The organism is Ectothiorhodospira lacustris (assembly GCF_022227785.1).
Lineage (GTDB): Bacteria > Pseudomonadota > Gammaproteobacteria > Ectothiorhodospirales > Ectothiorhodospiraceae > Ectothiorhodospira > Ectothiorhodospira lacustris.
In genome coordinates this window covers 1-20577 of the sequence record NZ_JAJNQM010000065.1, presented here as the reverse complement: position 1 = coordinate 20577, position 20577 = coordinate 1, and the positions used below count along the sequence as shown (strand labels likewise).

Below are 20577 nucleotides of genomic sequence, written 5' to 3'. Positions count from 1 at the left end.
CTTCTGCCCACCCGTGGCATAGGCCCTGACCAGGGACAGGGCGGCGGACAGCCGGCCCCGCTCCGAGACGTCATACGCCGCCAGGTAAAAATCCCGTTTCGCCATCCAGGTCACTCCCGGGCATCCGGATCACTGGATGGCAGTATGAACGTGGATAACCCCAACGGAATGGATGGCAAGCTTGCCGCGTCTTCATGGCGCCGTGCCGAGGTGCACACTCTCCTGCACTCGGACAGCACGGAGCGATACAAAACATGCAGATCACCTTTGGCCTTTACCTGGATGGGATGCCCCGGCGTACCGAAACGGCATTCGCAGGCCAGCTCGGGATGGGTCCGAAAAGGCTGCTGTCCCTGCTGGAAAACCGTCTTGATCTGGCTGGCGCGTTATTCTCCAGACCTGTCCGTATCGCAGCATTTCTTCGCGGCATGCAGGCGATGGGCAACCCCGATCCTTGGTGGGTCCGTTCATATTCAGCGGATCCCTGGGCAACCGCGGAATATCTTCTGGACGCCAGGGATCGCTTGATACTGGCGGGAGGGGACGGCATTACCCCTCTGGATGGCTCCCCTCGTCTACGGGCCTTGTCCAATCTGCCGGGGACAGACCTTGCCGGAGAAGCGGAACGCCTACGAAAGGTGCAGGATGCGCTTTTACAGGGCCGGCAGTGCGGTATTCGGTGCCTTCGGCTGCAGACGCCCTACTCACTGCTGCCCTATCCCTGGCGACGCATCGTGGATGCGCTGGCCACGGGCAATACCCTCATTCTGGATCATGCCTTCCCGATTTCGCAGCCGGCGGGCCTGCCCTGGGGATATCCACCGGAGCACCCCGAGGGGGGCAAGGATGCCGTGGTCAGAGTTCTGGGCAGGAATGAATGGCAGTGCGCGGAGTATGTGGCGGCATGGCTTGCCGCTTCGACGAAACACAATGAAACAGTGAGCCTCCTGTGCCTTGAGGATTCCCTCATCCTGGATCAGGCCTTGCAGCGCCGGGGACTGCCAGGACTGGGGCAGGCTCGTGTTTCGTCACTGTCGGCACACCTGCAGATTTTGCCTCTGCTGCTTGCAAACCTCTGGGCCCCCCTGGATACGGAAGCGTTTTACCCGTTGCTGTTGATGGATTGCTCTCCCATTCCCGATTTCGTGCGTTCTACACTGGTCCAGGCTCTGGAAAATGAACCCGGCGTAGGTGGTCCTGCCTGGAAAAAGGCGTGGGAAAGGATAGAACGTCAAGCCATGGACCTGGGCTGGAAGGCTGGCATCAACGCCGACCGAGAACAGATCCGGCATGAAATCAGGATATTGCACCACCAGTTGATGCTGGACCGACACGCACCGGAACCGGGGGCCCCCGTGGAAGCGGTAGCCATGCGTTGTCGCTGGATACTGGACTGGATCGCATCCTGCGAACTGGACCCGTCCATCAGGACAGACCTGACGGATCAGGCCCATGCATTGCTGGCCATCACCGAGGGTCAGAACAGGATTCCCCGTACGCGACTGGAACGCATGCTCCACAGCATCAACGAGTCGTTGGCAGGCGCGCCGGTTGCGCCGGTGGAAACCACCGGACAAGTGCTGAACCATCCGGGGCAACTGCTGGAGAGTTGCGAAACCTTGATCTGCTGGGGATTCACCGCGCCTCGGCACCCGCAGGAAGTGGATCGCTGGACCGACGCGGAACTCAAGGCCATGCGGTCACATGGTCTGCAAACCACGCTACCCACGGACACGTTCCACCTGGAATCCCACGCATGGCGACAGGCCTTGTCACACTGCCGGAATCATCTGCTGCTGGTACAACCGGAAAGAACGGCAGGCGTGGATACGGGCAATCACCCATTTCTGGACGAGCTGCAAAGCCTTACCCCCGTCCGCGACTGCCACTGCGATGAACTGCTGCAGCCCCATTCCCCTTGGGTGATGGGCCGGAGGGTGATCGTGGCACCCACGTCGGATCAGCCGCTTTCCCCGCCACGGGCCATCCATCAACTGCCTGCCGGGGTCACTCGTCGTCCGACGCATTTTTCCTACAGCACCTTACGGGATTTTCTGGCTTGCCCGATGAAATGGTGCCTGCAACACCAGGTCGGACTGGTCGGCCCTGCCCTGCTGGCGCGCCAAGGCGATGCGTCGGTTCAGGGAAGGCTATGCCACCGGGTGATTGAATCTTTGTGCAGTCACCCTCATGCGAGCCGGTTCACGCCACGGCAAGCCGCGGATCGGGCGATGCTTCTGTTTGATTACTGGGCTTCCATATTGGCTCCAGAACTGATCTTGCCCGGACAGGAAATACGTCTGGAACGAGCCAGACAGGCGGCAACAAATTCGGCCTTTCATCTCTTTGATCATCTACGCAAGACCGGGCAACGGATCGAATCCGTGGAATGCGCGCTGTCCGGTCTGGCGGGAGACATCGGTTTTTCCGGTCGAGCCGATCTGATCCTGGCGGATGGACTGGGGCGTCGCCATGTGCTGGACCTCAAATGGTCAGGCTCGGACCGCTACCTGCGCGAGGAAATCGATCGCGGTGAGGCGCTGCAACTGGCCATGTACGCCTGGTTGCTCGGTACGGACCCGGAATCACCAAACGTGGGGGCGGGCTACTTCATGCTGAACCAGTGCGAATACCTTGACGCCGGCTTCAACGATCCGGCAACACCCGCCCCTGCCGGGGTAAACCCGCAAGTCATCTGGGAACGGGCCTGGGTCACCTTGCAGGAGCGCATGACCGCATGGCAAGAAGGCCGCCTGGAGGCCAGTGGCATCCGTGCATGGGCCACCCAGCACACCCCCGAGATGACGAACGAGGGTGACGAACCCCATCCGGATCAACAACCGGAAGAGGATACGGGTCTACACCTGCCGCCCCCCTGTCATTTCTGTGAATTTGACGCATTGTGCGGCCTCAACCGGAGAGATGAAGCATGAATGGCATCAAACTCATCAATGCTGGCGCCGGCACGGGCAAAACCTTCCATCTGGTTGGGGAAGCACTCTCGGCTCTGGATACGGGACTGCCCGCCGACGGCCTGCTGATCACCACGTTCACCCATCGGGCGGCAACAGACATTCGACAACGTCTGCGCCGCGCCTTGTTTGCTTCCGGGAAGACAGACGCTGCCCAGGCTGTGCTGGGCGGCCTGGTCGGCACGGTGAACAGTGTCTGCCATCGCTTGCTGTGCGAGTACGCCATGGAAGCGGGTCTTTCACCCCGCCTGCAGGTGCTGGATGAACAGGAATCCAGTGACCTGTTTCGCATCGCCACCGCGGAAGCACTGGAGCAACATGCCGTGCGACTGGAACCGGTCGCACGGCGCCTGGAAAGGGATGGCGGCGGTTCAGGCCATGCCCGCCGTCCCGACTGGCGCGACGATGTCATGGCCGTGGTATCCCTGGCCAGGAGCAACCTCATGAATGAGGCTCAGCTCCGGCAAAGTGCGCAACAATCCTGGCAAGGACTGGCCAAGGCACTGGGGTCGGCGGACATGGCATCCCCTGACCAACAGCTTGATACCATCCTGCCGGAAACCGTTTCCGCCCTGCTGAACCTGCGCTCAACGAAAAAAGCCACACAGGAAGCCCTCCGGGTCGTTCAACCCTGCCTGAACAGGGTCCATCGCGGCGAAGCACTGGCCTGGACGGAATGGGTGCGGTTTGCCAAGCTCACACCGGCCAAGGAAGGGCAACACTGGGTGGCCCCCCTCAAGGCTCTGGGTGAACAGGTGCTCTCCCATCCCGGATTGCATGAAGATCTGCAGACTCTGATACACGGCATCTTCGACTGCGCCACGAAGGCACTGGATCTATATCAGGACTATAAACGGCGCCATGGCCTGGTGGATTTTATTGACCAGGAAAACCTGATCCTGTCCATGATGGAGCAACACGCCGATTTCCGGGAAGCCATCCATGCCCGTGTACAACAGATTCTGGTGGATGAATTCCAGGACACCAGCCCCATCCAGCTTGCCCTGTTCCTGGCACTGGATAACCGGGTGGGCCGCTCGGTATGGGTTGGCGACCCCAAACAGGCAATCTATGGCTTTCGCGGCGCCGACTACCCCTTGATGGATCAGATCACCACCCAAGTGCGACAGACGCAGTCCCTGACCACTTCATGGCGCTCAAGGGCACGTCTGGTGGACTTCTGCAATGCCGTATTCACCCGGGTATTCCATGAACGCAGCGCAGAGGATATCTCCCTTGATCTACCGCCGGGCAAGGATGCGGAGGGTGGATGGCTCGAAGCCTGGCATCTGCATGGCCGCAGTGGCGATGAGGCGAACCGGGCATTGGTGAAAGGCATCGTCCAGTTGCTGGAACAACGCCCGGAACTACAGCCCGGCGACCTGGCAGTGCTGTGTTTTCAGAATAGGCACTGTCAGTCAGTGGCCGCGGCTCTGGAGGCAGCGGGCATTCCCGCCTCGGCACAGCAGGGCCGCCTGATGGAAGCCACCGAATGCCGCCTGGCCCTGGCTGCCCTGCGCTACTGGCAGGACGTCGGTGACACGCTGGCGCTTGCGGAAATCGTGGCGCTTTCACACCAACACCCTGCCAACGCATCATGGCTGGAAGCATTGATCACCGACGATGCCCGGGCCCTTGATGACTGGCGCCGGGATCCGCTGATCCAGGCACTGGAGGATTCCCGATCCCGGTGGGCCGTCAAGGCTTCACCCACCGACGCACTGCTCATGGCCATGGAAGCCATCCACCTGATTCCCACGGTACAAGCATGGCACCGCCCCCTGCGGCGGATGGCCAATCTGGATGCCCTGCGAGGCTGTTGTCTGGCCTATGAGGCGCGCTGTCGGCTTTACCACCGACCGGCGACCCTGGCGGGTCTGATCCGCCATCTGCAACGGGACGAAACCAGGCAACCCCCTTTGCAGGGCGATCAATCGGTCCAGGTCATCACCTATCATGGCGCCAAGGGACTTGAATGGCCGGTGGTGATATTGACCGATCTGGACCGGGAAATATCGGGATCGGGTTTCGGCGTGAGCATGGCGGCTTCAACCGAGCTGGATCTGAACCATCCACTGGCCGATCGAACCATCCACTACTGGCCTTGGCCGTTTGGCACCCAGCAACGCTTTGCCCCCTTGGAACAGCGTCTATCCAGCCATCCCGAACACCGGGAAGCCATCGACCGGGCTGGAGATGAGGCCAGGCGTTTGCTTTATGTGGGAATGACTCGGGCAAGGGACGGGATGATCCTGGCCCTGCGCAGACAGGTCTGCAAGTCATCGTCCAAACTGAACACCCGCTGGCTGGACGAACTGGTGGACGAGAAAGGCATTGCGGTGCTCGATCTTGACCTGGAACCAGGGGAACAGCCGGTGACCATTGGCAATACCCCCATACCGATCAACGTAAAACATCTGATCTAAGGCTGGAATGCCATGCACCCCACACACCACAACCCGGCAAATTATCCCAGGCGCATCCTTCTGGCAGTGACCGGGCTTTCTCCCCAGATCGTCACCGAAACCCTCTATGCGCTGGCGATGGCCGATCCGCCCGGGTTTCTGCCCACGGAAATCCATCTGCTCACGACCCTGGAAGGGGCCAAGCGCGCCCGGCTGTCATTGCTGTCCCAGGAACCGGGCTGGTTTGACCGTTTGTGTCGCGAATACGAACTACCGGACATGACCTTCACCGAAGCGCATATCCAGATCATTCAGGATCCTGATGGCCGCCCCCTGGAGGATATCCGTTCACCGGCGGACAATCTGGCAGCCGCCGACCAGATCACTGACACCGTGCGTCGCCTGACCGAAGACGAACATTCCGCGCTTCATGTGTCCATCGCCGGCGGGCGCAAGACCATGGGATTTTTTCTGGGTTATGCCCTGTCTCTATTCGGCCGTCCCCAGGATCGGCTCTCCCACGTGCTGGTATCCGAGCCCTTTGAATCCACCTGGGACTTTTTCTACCCCAGTCGTCAATCACGGGTACTCAATCTCCCCAAGCATGGTCCCGTGGATGCCAGGGAAGCGACGGTCACCCTCGCCGACATTCCTTTCGTCGGTCTTCGGCATGGCCTGGATACCCGGTTGATGGAAGGTCGGGTCACCTACCGTGAAGTCGTGGAAAATGCCCGGGAGGCCTTTGCGCCGCCCAGCCTGGTCATCCGTTTGCCGGAAAGAAGCCTCACCCTGGGCAGGCGGAATATCCAGCTCTCCCCCACCCAGATGGCCCTGTATGTGCTGTTTGCAAGGCGCGCCATGGACAGTCTTCCTCCGCTGGAAGCCCCTTGCAAGGAAGTCCCCGATGCGGCATGGCGTGACCGCTATCTAGAAGCCCTGCAGGCAGTGCAGAAGACGCCGATGGCGGACAACGAGATGACGGAAAATGCCCTGAGCAAGGGCATGGACGGCCATTACTTTTCGCAGTTACTCTCCCGACTTCAGAAGAGTCTTCGCACCCAGCTCGGTCCGTCATTTGAGACCTACAAAGTCCAGGATGGCGGGTCACGACCGCGCAAGTATCGTCTTGGGTTGACACCGGAGCAGATCCGTATTGTGGACTGAGCCGGGCAAGGCAAAATATAACCAAGGGAAAAGCACCCATGACCACACTCCTCACCTTCCTCGGCCGTGCCCCTAGACAGGAGGGGCGTTATCGCACCACCTGCTATGACTTCGGCGACGGCATGGACGCCGAACCAACGGCTTTTTTCGGCTGGCCCCTGCGTCGGCGTCTGGGCGCCGAACGACTGATCATCATGGGCACATCCGGCAGTATGTGGGATCACCTGTTCGATGACGGGGTGAACCTGCCCGAAGGGGATCACCTGCGATTGATACAGGCGGTGGAGGAAAAGCGGGTGACACCGGACCTGCTCGCCCCGCTGACCGGACCGCTGGCGGACCACCTGGGCTGTGAGGTGCACCTGGTACTCATCCCCTACTGTCGCACCGAGAAGGAACAGACGGACATCCTGAGCATCATGGCCCACCATGTACAGGCCAATGATCGGGTCCATATCGATGTCACTCACGGTTTCCGGCATCTGCCCATGCTTGCGCTGCTGGCAGCCCTGTATCTGCGAGTGGCCCGTGGCGCGAGCATCGACGGAATCTGGTACGGGGCCTATGACCCGGATACCGGTCAGGCGCCAGTACACAATCTGATTGGTCTGTTGGGCATCGCGGACTGGCTGCAGACACTCAATACTTACGACAAGGATGGCGACTATGGTGCCTTTGCCCCCTTGCTGGGTCCAGCGGGAGAACAGCTGGCCCGGGCCGCGTTCCTGGAGCGCACCAACAACCCGGTGAAGGCGCGCGAGGCGCTCACGGGATGGTCCAGCAAGCCGGATCGTTTTCCGGCGGACGACCCGGCAGCCACCCTGTTTCGCCGGGAACTGGAGCAAAGAGTGGCCTGGCACAAGCGACGAGACCGGGCGGCCTGGGAAGGCGCCCTGGCCCGGCAGTATCTGGATCGGGAGGATTATGTGCGGGCGGCCATCTTTTCCCTGGAGTCGGTGATCTCGGCGGAAGTCCTGCGGAGTGGGGGACAAGTGAATCAGTATGAAGATCGGGAAACCGCCCGAGACACTCTCAAACACTCGGCGGAAGGTTTCCGCCAATTGAACCACCTGCGCAATGCCCTGACCCATGGGCTGCAGGCCCATGACGGGAAAATCGAGAGGTTCCTGCTGGATGAAATCCGACTGAAAAGGAAACTCAAGGAACTGGGAGAAAGGCTGGGGGTTTTCTATCATTAGATAGACTTTCGCGCCACTTTTGACCAAACTGACTGCCCACTGGCTTGACGCCGGAGGCGCGCTTTACCCCGAGTTCACTCGGATCACCATTGGCAAGCCCCGGTCTCTGCAAACCGGTACACGTCTGCTGCGTAATCTCGCGTAGATATTAGTTAAACCGTCGATCCGACAAGACTATTAATCCGGCAATCAAAAGCCGTCACGTCATTCCCGGAGACGCCCCCAAAAACGTCATTCCCGCGAAGGCGGGAATCCAGGCAACGGAGTGAAAACCCTGGACTCCCGCCTTCGCGGGAGTGACGGCAAGGGGCGGGAGTGACGGCAAGGGGCGGGAGTGACGGCAAGGGAGCCGGAGTCATGGCAAGGGGCGGGAGTACCCCGGCAGGAGAGCGGGAGTCATGGCAAAGAGCGGGAGTACCCCGGCAGGAGAGCGGGAGTCATGGCAAAGAGCGGGCGTGGTGACAAAGAACAGCAGCTTTCGGCAAGCGGACGAAACTAAACCTTGAATTGCCCGACCCGCTCCTGCAGCTCAGCGGCCAGCCGGGCCAGCTCATCGCTGGCGGCGGCGATCTGTCTGGAACCGGTGGCGGCATGCTCAACGCCGTCACTGATGTTCACCACGTTGCGGTTGACCTCCTCGGCCACGGCGGACTGTTCTTCCGCAGCGCTGGCGATCTGAGCATTCATGTCATTGATGGTGCCGATGGAGCGGGTGATGACGTTCAAGGATTCGCCCGCCTTGCCCGCCTGCTCCACCCCCTGGCGGGCTTTGCCGCGCCCCTGCTCCATGACCTGAACCGCCTCGCCGGCTCCATTCTGGAGGCGTTCGATCATCGCCTGGACGTCGTTGGTGGAAGCCTGGGTGCGGGAAGCCAGGGTCCTGACCTCGTCGGCGACCACCGCAAACCCCCGCCCCTGCTCGCCGGCCCGGGCCGCTTCGATGGCGGCGTTGAGGGCCAGCAAGTTGGTCTGCTCGGCGATCCCCCGGATGACATCCAGGATCTTGCCGATCTCGTCGCTGTCCTTGGAAAGCCGTCCAATCACAACGGCGGTACGCTCCACTTCCGCGGCCAACTCCCGGATGGTACGAATGGACTCATCCACCTCACGCCCCCCGGCCTGCGCCTGGGAATCGGAGGTTCGAGCCATGACGGCGGCCTCGGCGGCATTGCGGGCGACTTCCTGCACCGTGGCCGCCATCTCGTTCATGGCGGTGGCCACCTGTTGCACTTCCGACTGCTGGCGCTGCACCTGTTCCCGGGTCTCTTCACTGGAGGCCGATAGCTGCTCCGCCGCGGACGCCAGCTGTGCCGAGGCCCCGACCACCTGCCGTACCAGGGCATGAATGCGATCGGCAAAGGCGTTGAAGGCGGAAGAAAGATCCGTGATCTCGTCTTTGCCAGAAACGGGCAGACGTCGGGTCAGATCCCCGTCACCTTCGGCGATGGCACGCAGATGATGCGTGGTTTGCCGAAGGGGATTCACGATACCGCGGGTGAGCATGAAGCCCAGCAACACCGCCGCCAGCAAGGCCGCCAAGACGGTCACAGCCATGATGAACGTTGCTGTCGATGCCGCAGTCCGGGCCTGCTCCATGGCCTGGTCCCGTTCCCGTTCCAGTGCCTGACCAAGCTCCGTCAGCAGGCGACGCAGGGTCTCCAGATGAGGCAGCGTGTGGTCCTGGTAAACTGCCAGGGCCGCCTGCGTATTGCCGTTCTCCACCGTGCGCAGGATGCGCAACGCGGTCTGATGCAGCTGGATATGGGGCATTTCGATGGCATCAAAGGTACGGCGAAAATCACTTGCTGCCGCCTGATAGGCCGCGCTGTCCTTGAAACCGTAATACCATTGCCCGAAATCGCATCGGGTGTGATCGAGCTGACCGGTAAAGCGGCTACCCAGGACGAAGACATTGGCCAAACCGTTGACCCAGACCAGGTGATCCACCTCCTTTTGCACCTGGAAGATGGCCTGCTCGTAGATCTCGGCCGCATGGGTATTGGCCTCGCTGACCCGATGGAGCCCGTTCCAACCGATCAAGGCAATACCCAGCAATAAAAGCAGCACCATGCCAAAAGACAAGCCGAGCTTGCGACCAATGGTCAGTTGAGAAGCCGTCATCAGGTTTCCGTCGGTTCAGTGTTACTTGGTGGGCAGGGGCTACAAATTACCACTGAATCAGCGCGGCAGCTGTATCACCATGCCTTCGATCAGCGTTCGGCGGGCCACTTGTTCACCCAGCGCAGTGGCGGCTGTCCGGTCTTCCACCGGCCCCAGCAGCACCCGGTACATCCGCCGTTCTCCCTTTCTGAACTCGGAAACACTCACGGCAAAGCCATCCTGCTCCAGCCGGGTGCCCAGCATCCGGGCGCGGTCGGCTTCGCTGAAACTGCCCATCTGCACGAACCAGTCCCCGGCGACAGCTTCCGGTGCCGGCGCCGGCGCGGGACGCTGCCCCAGACGCAGCTCGGGCAAGGCCGTCAGCTCGCCCTGATAGCCCACGGGCTGAGGCACACCGGTGGCGGCCTCGGCCACTTGGCGTACCCGCTCCCAGTCCACCCGGGCGGGTTTTTCTCCCACCGCGGCCATGATGCGCTGGACGGCCGGGGTAAGGCTGTGATCCGCCTTGAACTCTTCCAGGGGTGGGTGGGCCTCCAGGTACAGGACATCCCCCTTCCAGCCAGCCTTGAAAGGCTGATTGACGATATTGACGGATGTCCCCACCGGCACCCGGCCATAGAGGGTGCGGATGTCGTTATTGTCCATGCGGATGCAGCCATGGGTGGCGCGCATGCCGATGCCGGTGGACCAGTTGGTGCCGTGGATCAGGTAACTGGGGCGGCTCAGCCGCATGGCGAACTCACCCATGGGGTTGTCCGGTCCCGGCGGCACCACCGCCGGCAGGCTCTTGCCCTGGGCCGCGTAGGACTCCCGCACCGATTGGGGGGGGGTCCAGGTGGGATTTTCACGCTTTTCGGTGATCTTCAGCGTGCCCAGGGGGGTGTCCCAGTCCATGCGCCCGATGCTGACGGGATAGGACATTGCCTGCTTGCCGTCCGCGGCAAAGTAGTACAGGCGCATCTCAGGCAGGTTGATGACGATGTCCCGCCGCGGCGCATCCGGCAGCACGAACTGCAGCGGCAGCAGCACCCTGGCCCCTTCGCCGGGGATCCAGGTGTTGAGGTCCGGGTTGGCGTTGCGAATGGCCTCGAACCCCACCTGATGGCTGCGGGCGATGTCGATCAGGGTATGCTCATGGCGGGCCTCCACATGCCGCAACTCGCCCACCAGATCCGAGCCCGGTTGCAGCGACAGGGTCGTTGCTCCCAGACCGGCGGAAAGACTCCATGCCCATGCCCCCAGCAGGGTCAGGACAGACAAGATCCTGGACTTCATGATTCCACCACCCCCAACATCCCCTCACGCAGACGTGCGACCTCGTCCCGCAGACGGGCCGCTTCTTCAAATTCCAGATTACGGGCATGTTCCAGCATGCGCGCCTCCAGGCGACTGATCTCCTTGAGCATGTCCCGGGTTGACAGCCGTGCATAGCGTACTTCTTCTTCGGCCACCTTGGCATGGCGTTTCGGCGCGGCCATGGCACCGCCGGCATAGGCCCCTTCCATGATATCGGCGATGCGCTTTTGCACCCCCCTGGGGGTGATGCCATGGGCCTGATTGTGGGCAATCTGCTTGTCCCGGCGGCGAGTCGTCTCGTCCATGGCCCGACGCATGGAGCCGGTGATCGTATCCGCGTACAAGATGGCCTTGCCGTTGAGGTTTCTGGCCGCCCGGCCAATGGTCTGGATCAGGGAACGCTCCGAGCGCAGGAAGCCTTCCTTGTCCGCGTCCAGGATCGCCACCAGAGACACCTCCGGCATGTCCAGCCCCTCCCGCAGCAGGTTGATCCCCACCAGCACGTCGAATTCTCCCAAGCGTAGGTCGCGTATGATCTCCACCCGCTCCACGGTGTCAATGTCCGAATGCAGGTAGCGCACCCGGACCCCGTGCTCACCCAGATAATCGGTGAGATCCTCGGCCATGCGCTTGGTCAAGGTGGTGATCAGGACCCGCTCGTTCGCCTTCACCCGCAGACGGATCTCGGAGAGTACATCATCCACCTGGGTAGCGGCGGGGCGCACTTCCACGGCCGGGTCCACCAGCCCGGTGGGACGCACCACCTGCTCCACCACCTGGCCGGCCTTTTCCTGCTCATAGGAGCCGGGCGTGGCGGAGACGAAGATGGTCTGGGGCGAGAGGGCCTCGAACTCCTCAAAGCGCAAGGGCCGATTGTCCAGGGCGGAGGGCAGCCGGAAACCGTATTGCACCAGGGTCTCCTTGCGGGACCGATCCCCCTTGTACATGGCCCCCAGCTGGGGCACGGTGACGTGGCTCTCGTCGATGATCAGGAGGGCATCATCGGGCAGGTAGTCCAGGAAACAGGGCGGCGGCTCCCCGGCGTTGCGTCCGGACAGGTAGCGGGAGTAGTTCTCGATCCCCGAGCAGTAGCCCAGTTCCAGCATCATTTCCAGATCAAAGCGGGTCCGCTGTTCCAGGCGCTGGGCCTCCACCAGTTGATCCGCCCGGCGCAGCACCTCCAGGCGGTCCCGCAGTTCGTCCTTGATCTGTTCGATGGCCGCCAGCAGGGTCTCCCGGGGGGTGGCGTAATGGGTCTTGGGGTAGATGGTCAGGCGTGGCACCCGACGCAGCACCTCCCCGGTGAGGGGATCGAAATAGGAGAGCTGCTCAATCTCCTCGTCGAAGAGTTCGATGCGCACCGCCTCCCGGTCCGACTCCGCCGGGTGGATGTCTATGACCTCGCCCCGCACCCGATAGGTGCCCCGTTTGAGCTCCAGGTCGTTGCGGGTGTATTGCAGTTCCGCCAGGCGGCGCAGGATCAGGCGCTGGTCGATGACATCGCCGCGCTTCAGGTGCAACACCATTTGCAGATAGGCGCGGGGGTCACCCAGGCCATAGATGGCGGACACACTGGCGACGATGATGGCGTCACGGCGCTCCAGCAGGGCGCGGGTGGCGGACAGGCGCATCTGCTCGATGTGATCGTTGATGGCGGAGTCCTTCTCAATGAAGGTGTCCGAAGACGGGACATAGGCCTCCGGCTGGTAGTAGTCATAGTAGGAGACGAAGTATTCCACCGAGTTGTCCGGGAAGAACTCCTTCATCTCCCCATAGAGCTGGGCCGCCAGGGTCTTGTTGGGAGCCAGGATGATGGCCGAACGCTGGGCGCGCTGAATGACGTTGGCAATGGTGAAGGTCTTGCCGGAGCCGGTCACCCCCAGCAGGGTCTGATGGGCCAGTCCGGCGTCCAGGCCATCAAGCAACTGCGCGATGGCGGCAGGCTGGTCGCCGGCCGGGGTGTATGGGGTCTTGAGCTGGAAACATGAGTCCATGGGCTTATCTTATCCACCGGGTTTCAGTATCATCCTACCTTGACTCGGCGCGTCTTTCCTGTACGCGCCCTTGCACCCCCGCCGGGTGTGCACACGCAGAACCCCATCCACACACGCATTCCCTGGACATCGCCTTGGACATCAAGCTCTCTTCCCGCGTTCAGCGCATCAAGCCCTCCCCCACCCTGGCCGTGACCGCCCTTGCCGCCCAGCTGCGGGCCCAGGGCCGCGACGTGATCGGCCTGGGTGCCGGCGAGCCCGATTTCCATACGCCGGATCCCATCAAGGAAGCCGGCATCACCGCCATCCGCAACAACAAGACCCGTTATACCGCGGTGGACGGCACCCCCGGCCTGAAGCAGGCCATCATCGACAAATTCAAGCGTGACAACGGTCATGACTTCCAACCCGACCAGATCCTGGTTTCCTGCGGCGGCAAGCAGAGTTTCTTCAACCTGGCCCAGGCACTGCTGAATGAAGGCGACGAAGTCATCATCCCTGCGCCCTACTGGGTCTCCTACCCGGACATGGTGCTGCTGGCCGACGGCCAGCCGGTGATCGTCTCCGCCGATCAGTCCCAGGGTTTCAAGATGACCCCCGCGCAGCTGGAAGCCGCCATCACCCCGCGCACCCGCCTGGTGGTGATCAACAGCCCCTCCAACCCCACCGGCGTGGCCTACAGCCACGAGGAACTGGCCGCCCTGGCCGAAGTGCTGCTGCGTCATCCCCATGTGCTGGTGGCCACCGACGACATGTACGAGCACATGATGTTCCGGGGCGCGCCCTTCGTGAACATCCTCATGGCCTGCCCGGCATTGTATGAACGCACCATCGTGCTCAACGGCGTCTCCAAGGCCTATGCCATGACCGGCTGGCGCATCGGCTATGCCGGCGGCCCCAAGGCCCTGATCTCCGCCATGAAGAAGATCCAGTCCCAGAGCACTTCCAACCCCACCTCCATCGCCCAGGAGGCCGCCGAGGCCGCCCTCAACGGCGACCAGGGCTGTGTGGGCGAGATGTGCAAGGCCTTCGAGCAGCGTCATGACTACCTGGTGGCGGCCCTGAACGCCATCCCCGGCGTGGAATGCCTGCCCTCCGACGGCACGTTCTACTCCTTCCCCAACGTCAAGGGGGCGATGGAGAAGCTGGGCATGGACAGCGACGTGAAGTTCTCCGAGTACCTGCTGGACAAGGTGGGCGTGGCCCTGGTGCCCGGCTCCGCCTTCGGTGCCGAAGGTCACGTGCGCATTTCCTTCGCCACCAGCATGGACAACCTGAAGCAGGCGGTGGAAAGAATCGCCCGCGCGGTGGAAGGCTAACAAAAGGTGTTGACGAAGCCCGGCGGGATCCGTATTATGCCGGGCTTCCAAAGCAATTCCCCGGTAGCTCAGTCGGTAGAGCGGGTGACTGTTAATCACTAGGTCGGCGGTTCGAGCCCGTCCCGGGGAGCCAGGCATAAAAAAAGCCCAGACAATCGTCCGGGCTTTTTTTTATTCTACTTCCCCTCCGGCGGCACACCGCCCGGCGTCTGCCCGGATACCGTTGCCGGCCTGTCCAGAGCCCGCTGCAGCAGGCCCAGGGGCAAATGCGCCTCGCGGGCAACGGCCGCCAGATCCACCGGTGCGCCCCGCCCATGGATCTCCGCCAGCAGCGACAGGACCCACGGGGGCAAATCGGCTGTTGGGGCGTGAAGCGGTGATCGTTGCACGGCCTTGCGCAACGCAGCGTCAATGCCGTCCATGACCAGTTGATGGGCCACCTTGCGGGTTACTGCGCCTCCCCGGGTGTGAGCCCATTCCAGGACCTGTTTCACCCCCGGCCGCGCGATCTCGGTCAACACTTCTGACAGGCCGGCGCCGGTGGCCGGAGCGATATTCGACAGTACCGAGGGCAGCACCCGTCCTGCGGCACCGATGGCCACCAGCGCCTCCATGGCGACGGCGACTCCCGGAGATCCCACCCCCTGCTCCACTTCAGGGGTCAGTGTTGAATCAAGTTCGGCATCGGCCAGGCGACTGAACTGCCGGGGATCCCCGCCTCCCTCCAGGCTCCAGTTGGTCCAGTTGGACCCCGACTGCAGATAGGGGGAAATCCTCTCGATGAAGCCACCCTCGGGGACGATCTCGGGCCTGACACCGCTGGCCTCCAGGATCGCAGCCAGTCCCCGGCTGAGCATGGGCGGGGATATCACGGCCAGATCCGGCAAATCGCCACCTTGTCGCAGGGTGGCCGCCAGGCGCAGGGCGTGCACGTCCATGGCTCCGGGCAACAGCCCCTCCAGATTGCCGAGCACGGTCTGGAACAGCGGCCAGTCCGGCGCAGAATCCAGCAACAGCAGATGGGCACCGATGAGGCCCAGCATGGGGTTGTCGAACTTGCCCATCAGCAGCATGTCCCGTTCTGTCCGGGGCAGCAGGTCTACACCATCCCGCAGACCCGCCAGCCCGGCGTCGACGGCCTGTGCCGCACGGTCATCGGGATCGAAGCCCTGCCCTGCCCGGGCCAGAAGCAGGCTGCCACGCTCAAGGCGCGGCCGATGTTCAAAGGGGATGAAAAGCTGAGTCTCCCAGCCGTCAAATACCGTCACCAGCATTTCCATGGCCCCCAGCCCACTGAAACGCAGAACATAGCTTCCCGATGCAACGGGGGCTGAAAAGGCCATCCAGCCATCGTTCTCATCCTTGACGATCACCTCAGCGCCGAAATCGGTCAGCAACCGGCCGTCCAGCGCGTGCAGGGACAGAGCGGCCGCAATATCCCTGCCGCCATGGGCGCCCCGCCGAGCGGCCCGGACGAACAGGAACAACCGGCCCCTGTCGCTACCGTCATGCCCGGCCAGCAAGACACCTTTGCTATCGGTATCCCGATGGCTGAGATCTCTGGCGGTATAGGCGTAGTATTCGTGGACATCGACCGTGTCGAAGGCGGGCAACCCGGACTCCCGTCGCGGTTCATGCTCCTGGAGCTGCAGTTCCGCAGTGAGCTGCAGGGTCTTTTCCCGCACCGCACCGGCACGCTCCAGACGCAGGGTATACAACCCTTTAGGAAGGGTGGCCTTCAGTTGTCCCTGTCCCTGGGCAGTGGACACATCCCAGCCATTGAGAAGGGTGATGCGTGTATCCATGGATATCTGTCCACGGGCATCCACCACCCGCACTCCAAGTTCATGAACGTCACCGGGATCAGGACTTGAGGCGCGCAGAGACTGGAACAGGCCATTGGTTTCAGAACTGCACATGGGTCACTCCGGACGTGGGCATGAATCGCAACAACTGCTCCTGTTCCGTGTCCACCTCCCGCAGCACATGCAGCCCCTGTTCAAGTCGCACCTGCCACGGCCCCGTGGACACATCGTCCCGTTTCAGCACCTCGGCGGTGGGACCGATCAGTTCGATCATGCCATGTCGGTCCGCGGCAAAATGGATCTCCACATTGGATTCGGGAAGCGCGCTGCCAAACAGCATGCTGTCTGCCACATCCTCACTCATGTCCAGGGGGATCTGGGGCCGCTGCCTGAAATCGCTCATCCGTTCCACGTGGACTTCCAGGTACTGCTTGAGCCCCCTGGCGGTCACCCCGCCCTCCGGCCGGGCGGCCCCGGCAAGCAGACCTGAGAGCAGTGCCCGTGTGAAATAGCCCCGCACCTCCATGACCTCATCGTCCTCCTCTGCCCCGGACTCATCACCCCGCGCGGTACTACCACCCTCAAAGGCCGCCTTGAGAAATTCGCTGGCATAGGCCACGAAAACGCTGCGCGGCAGCCCAGCCGGCAGGGGGCAATCCAGATCGGAGGCATTGCCGATGGCCGCCACCTGGCGCACCCGGCAGCAGTCGAGCATGACGACAATCTCGGTGAAGGGGGTGCACTTGAGAAGATAATCCAGATAACGGCAGGAACTCAGGGCGGCATGACGGCGGTCCCGGGACCAGCTTGGCAGACAAAGCGCCACATCGTGGCGAACCTCGCCACTCACGTGACCATGGCCGCTGAAATAAAAGTAGAAACGGCGGGCACCCTCGTCCCTGGCCTGTTTCACCAGGATTTGCAGGGCGTCGTCGATATCTTGCTTGGCCGGTGCCAGAGGATCCAGGCGGGAAGTGACGAGTTTCAGGTGATGCGCCGCCAATCCACCTCCGGTCTGCTGGTCCAGCAGCCACTCGGCCACGTCTTCCGCATCCTGGATGGCCCCCTGCAAAGAACGGCTACCATCGCCATACCAGGGGTAATGATTGATGCCGATCACCAGTGCATAGTCAAGGGGCTGTCGGGACACGAGACCGGCCTCGTCACGAAATCAGCGCCACCAGACTGTCCCGGGTGGCTTCGTCGTCGTCAAAATCCCCGTGTCGGGCTGCATGACTGATCAGCCCGGGTGGGACCTGGCCGGTGGAGGAAAGGACCCGCCGGTGCCCTTGATCCAGCCATGTCCGGACCTGCCGGTACATGCCTTCATCGTAGGGCGCCTGTCCCGATGACTGCCGGTGCAGTCCCGCGATCCCGACTCCCGGCTCGTCTTCGAGCGCTCCGGCGATGAAATACAGCAGAGACCGGGTGTAGATGCCGGGCACCAGCCTGTCCTGGGTCTCCAGGGCGTCCTTCATGGTGAACATGCGAAAATGTGCAAACCGCTCCGGGCGCATGACCACCTCTTCCAGGAACAGATCCGTGCGGCAGGCGGGAGCCAGGAAGATCAGCCAGCGCGCCGTCAACGGCAACTGACTCCGCACGCCGGCCTTGAACATCTCACAGATGGCGATGGCACCGGCGCTGTGACCTACCAGATCGACGATGAATCCCGGATGGGCCTGCTGATAAGCGGATAGTTTTTCAAGAAAATAGGTCCCCACGTGACTGTCCTGGGTGATCGCCGCCCCATTGGGTAACCACATGTCCTGGGCGACCTGCTTCATTCCGCCCCACACCCAGGCACCGAAATCGGCCAAGTAGAGTTCCCGCAGGATCTCCTCCACCACGGTGGGGTACAGACCGTGATCCGTGCCCCGCACAAAACGTCGCAGCACCTGGAAGGAAACCACCGCCACGGCCTTGACCAGGCGGGCAGTGCTGACGATCCCTTTGGCGGCACCGGTGGAGGGGGCGCCCATCACGTCAGGCTTCAGGTATTCGGTCTCCGCCATGCCGCTGTCCAGCAAATCAACCAAAGTGGCATCGGCTTCCATCTCCAGGGCCACTTCCGCTTCGATCTCATCCTGGATCAGGGGCAGATCCTCCACGCGGATCCCCCGGGCACCGCCCCGGGCACCGGCATCGAAGCGGTCGAAGGCATCGTCTCGCAACAATTCCGCCAGGATTTCTTCATCGCTCATGACCTCTCCCGGACCCTTGGCACCGATACCGCCACCCAGTCGCTTGGCCACATGCCGAACCACATAGGTAAGCAGATTCGTGAAGAGCCGGGTCTCGTGCAACCGGGTCAGGTTGCGGGAGAGGGTTTCGAGCAGGCCCGTCTCCCAGATGAAGGTCACGGGGTGGCTTTCCGCCCGGGTGTAGACGGGTGTCAGCTTGCGGGCCACCTCCAGACCTGCGGACTCCCGCACCAGACCGCCGTGGAAGTGGATGACCAGCTTATTGATCTGATGGGTCGCCAGATGGGAGAAGATGGCGTCGATGTCGTCGGGCGTGGTCCTGATCGCCCCACTGGGCGTGAAGTGCCCACGGGGACCCACATTGACGTAGTTCAATCCGCTGAATATGGGCATGGCTGCGTACCCGTCGAAAGACACATGGGACTGACTCACGATCCGCTTGCTCTACTGAGTTAAGTTGCCCTCCGGCCCACTGTCAAGGACGCCACCCCCCCCTGCCCCATTTCCGGTAGGGCAGACCACCACAATGCGCTGACTGATCATTTGCGAAATCTCCATTTTTGAAATCTCAATATTACTTAAAAAGCGGCGAATAGAACTGGAAACCACTGCTGCAAATTTTTTGAATTTATTTTTACAGTCAAAAAATATATCTTGTGTAATCGTGCCCTCCATCGAGCATTCCAGGAAAAAAACACCATCATGGATTGGTTTTCACAGCGCAGGGGAGTGGCCCTGTCCCTGGGACTGGTCGGCGGCGCACTGATCATATTGGTGCTGGCCCTCTCCCTGTGGCAGGCCAACATTGCGACTCATACCCTCCAGGAACGCCTTCTGAACCAGGTGACCCAACTTGCCGCGGCGCTGGGTTGGGAAGATGCCGAAGCCATGGCAAGGGGGAATCTGCGACAACGCACCCCGGTACTGGACGGCATCACAAGACAGCTGAAATCGTTTGCGGCGCTGCACTCACACCTGAGGATCGTCACGATCATCCCCCGCGAAGGCATGTTCCTGTACGGACCGGAAAGCCATGCCCCGCCCGATGCCGGGCGGCAGGGAGAACCCTACAAGGGATCATCAGACGATCTGCAGACCATCATCAACACCGGTCAAGCGCTTTTTACCGACAGGCATGCGGACGAATACGGCCATTACACCCGCGCCCTGGCGCCCATCCTCCATCCCCGTACCGGCGAGGTCCTGCTGATCGTCAGCCTGGAGATCCCCACGGATCTGCGGGATCGCAACCTGATGCGGACATGGCTGCCCGGCTTGGGCGTTGCCGGCCTGCTTCTGCTCATCTTTGCCGTGGCGATCGTCCGGGCACTCAGGCCGGTCGAACAGAATCAAGACCACCAGGAACAGGGGGAACTGGCAGCTATCGTCGTCACCACCTTGATCATCGGCCTCCTGTTCACGGCCCTTGGCACGCTTCTGGCGCGACAGATCACCGAACAGGAACAGCTCCGAGTCTTCGATCGGCAAGCCTCGCAGTATGCGCAGCGACTCCGCGAAGTGTTTCAAAGGGCATCGGACGATCTGCATGTACTGGCGCGTTTCATGGAAGTTCACGGTGCGGACGGTCGCCTCGATTTTATTGACTACGTTCGCCCGCTGACGGAACGTTCCCCGCTTCAGGCCTACATGTGGGTACCCAGGGTCACGCCGGACACCCGCCTCCTCACGGAGGCTCAGGCCCGGATCAATGGACTGCCCGGATTCCGGCTCCATGAATACAACCCTGTGGACGGCATTCGTCTGGTGCCCGAGGATTCATTGAGAATCCACTATCCGGCACTCTATATTGAGCCGCCGGGCAAAGGCTGGTCCACCCTGGGATTTGACATGGGCTCCCACAGGAGTCATCGCATTGCCCTGATGCGCGCAGTCAGTACAGGCAGGGTCATCGGCACCCACCCCGTCTCGTTGCTGTACCTGGATTCTGCTCAGGATGAACGGGGCAGCCTGATATTCAAGCGGGTCAATCACCGAACCCATCAGGGCGGCGAGGCCGATTCAGACCCTCAGGGGGTTGTGGCCGCCGCCATGCTTTTCCAGGACGCGCTGGAGAAGGTCATCGGCATGCACGACACCA

13 protein-coding genes and 1 tRNA gene are annotated in these 20577 nt (G+C 62.0%); 7 read left to right on the top strand and 7 right to left on the bottom strand.

What is annotated here, in order from left to right; genetic code table 11:
- The first annotated feature begins 254 nt into the window (after positions 1-254).
- The 4 genes from LQ952_RS12060 to csx2 are packed head-to-tail and all read left to right on the top strand — an operon-like array spanning position 255 to position 7740.
- Positions 255-2933, top strand: coding sequence for a PD-(D/E)XK nuclease family protein (locus tag LQ952_RS12060; protein ID WP_238622889.1), 2679 nt, complete (start codon positions 255-257; stop codon positions 2931-2933).
- Positions 2930-5398: a UvrD-helicase domain-containing protein gene (locus LQ952_RS12055; protein ID WP_238622888.1), complete on the top strand. Its 2469-nt coding sequence runs from the start codon at positions 2930-2932 to the stop codon at positions 5396-5398. The genes LQ952_RS12060 and LQ952_RS12055 overlap by 4 nt, the downstream gene beginning before the upstream one ends.
- A gap of 12 nt (positions 5399-5410) precedes the next feature.
- On the top strand, positions 5411-6541 hold the full coding sequence (csm6, locus tag LQ952_RS12050; protein ID WP_238622887.1) for a CRISPR-associated ring nuclease Csm6: 1131 nt from the start codon (positions 5411-5413) through the stop codon (positions 6539-6541).
- Positions 6542-6579: 38 nt separating this feature from the next.
- The gene (gene csx2 / locus LQ952_RS12045) at positions 6580-7740 is read left to right on the top strand and encodes a TIGR02221 family CRISPR-associated protein (protein ID WP_238622886.1); all 1161 of its coding nucleotides are present in this window, start codon (positions 6580-6582) and stop codon (positions 7738-7740) included.
- 495 nt (positions 7741-8235) lie between these two features.
- Here csx2 and LQ952_RS12040 read toward each other — a convergent pair whose 3' ends face one another.
- From LQ952_RS12040 to uvrB, 3 genes are read right to left on the bottom strand one after another with little or no spacing between them, the layout of a single operon-like run.
- Positions 8236-9861, bottom strand: a complete 1626-nt coding sequence (locus LQ952_RS12040) for a methyl-accepting chemotaxis protein (protein ID WP_238622885.1) — start codon at positions 9859-9861, stop codon at positions 8236-8238.
- Between the two features lie 57 nt (positions 9862-9918).
- Positions 9919-11136: a L,D-transpeptidase family protein gene (locus tag LQ952_RS12035; RefSeq protein WP_238622884.1), complete on the bottom strand. Its 1218-nt coding sequence runs from the start codon at positions 11134-11136 to the stop codon at positions 9919-9921.
- Positions 11133-13151, bottom strand: a complete 2019-nt coding sequence (gene uvrB, locus LQ952_RS12030; RefSeq protein WP_238622883.1) for an excinuclease ABC subunit UvrB — start codon at positions 13149-13151, stop codon at positions 11133-11135. Before uvrB ends, LQ952_RS12035 begins: the two co-directional genes overlap by 4 nt.
- 134 nt (positions 13152-13285) lie before the next feature.
- Here uvrB and LQ952_RS12025 point away from each other — a divergent pair, with 134 nt between their 5' ends.
- Positions 13286-14470 carry a pyridoxal phosphate-dependent aminotransferase gene (locus tag LQ952_RS12025; RefSeq protein ID WP_238622882.1) on the top strand — a complete coding sequence of 395 codons (1185 nt, stop codon included), beginning with the start codon at positions 13286-13288 and terminating at the stop codon, positions 14468-14470.
- 57 nt (positions 14471-14527) lie between these two features.
- A tRNA-Asn gene (locus tag LQ952_RS12020) sits at positions 14528-14603 on the top strand.
- A 43-nt stretch (positions 14604-14646) separates the two neighbouring features.
- On the opposite strand, the gene LQ952_RS12015 is transcribed toward LQ952_RS12020, so the two are convergent.
- The 4 genes from LQ952_RS12015 to LQ952_RS12000 are packed head-to-tail and all read right to left on the bottom strand — an operon-like array spanning position 14647 to position 19154.
- Positions 14647-16389, bottom strand: a complete 1743-nt coding sequence (locus tag LQ952_RS12015; protein ID WP_238622881.1) for a hypothetical protein — start codon at positions 16387-16389, stop codon at positions 14647-14649.
- The gene (locus LQ952_RS12010; protein WP_238622880.1) at positions 16376-17425 is read right to left on the bottom strand and encodes a caspase family protein; all 1050 of its coding nucleotides are present in this window, start codon (positions 17423-17425) and stop codon (positions 16376-16378) included. Before LQ952_RS12010 ends, LQ952_RS12015 begins: the two co-directional genes overlap by 14 nt.
- A 13-nt stretch (positions 17426-17438) precedes the next feature.
- Positions 17439-18872 carry a hypothetical protein gene (locus LQ952_RS12005; RefSeq protein WP_238622879.1) on the bottom strand — a complete coding sequence of 478 codons (1434 nt, stop codon included), beginning with the start codon at positions 18870-18872 and terminating at the stop codon, positions 17439-17441.
- A 51-nt stretch (positions 18873-18923) separates the two neighbouring features.
- Positions 18924-19154, bottom strand: coding sequence for a hypothetical protein (locus LQ952_RS12000; protein WP_238622878.1), 231 nt, complete (start codon positions 19152-19154; stop codon positions 18924-18926).
- A gap of 27 nt (positions 19155-19181) precedes the next feature.
- Here LQ952_RS12000 and LQ952_RS11995 point away from each other — a divergent pair.
- Positions 19182-20577 (top strand): CHASE domain-containing protein (locus LQ952_RS11995; protein ID WP_238622877.1); only part of this gene is annotated, 1396 nt, incomplete at its 3' end.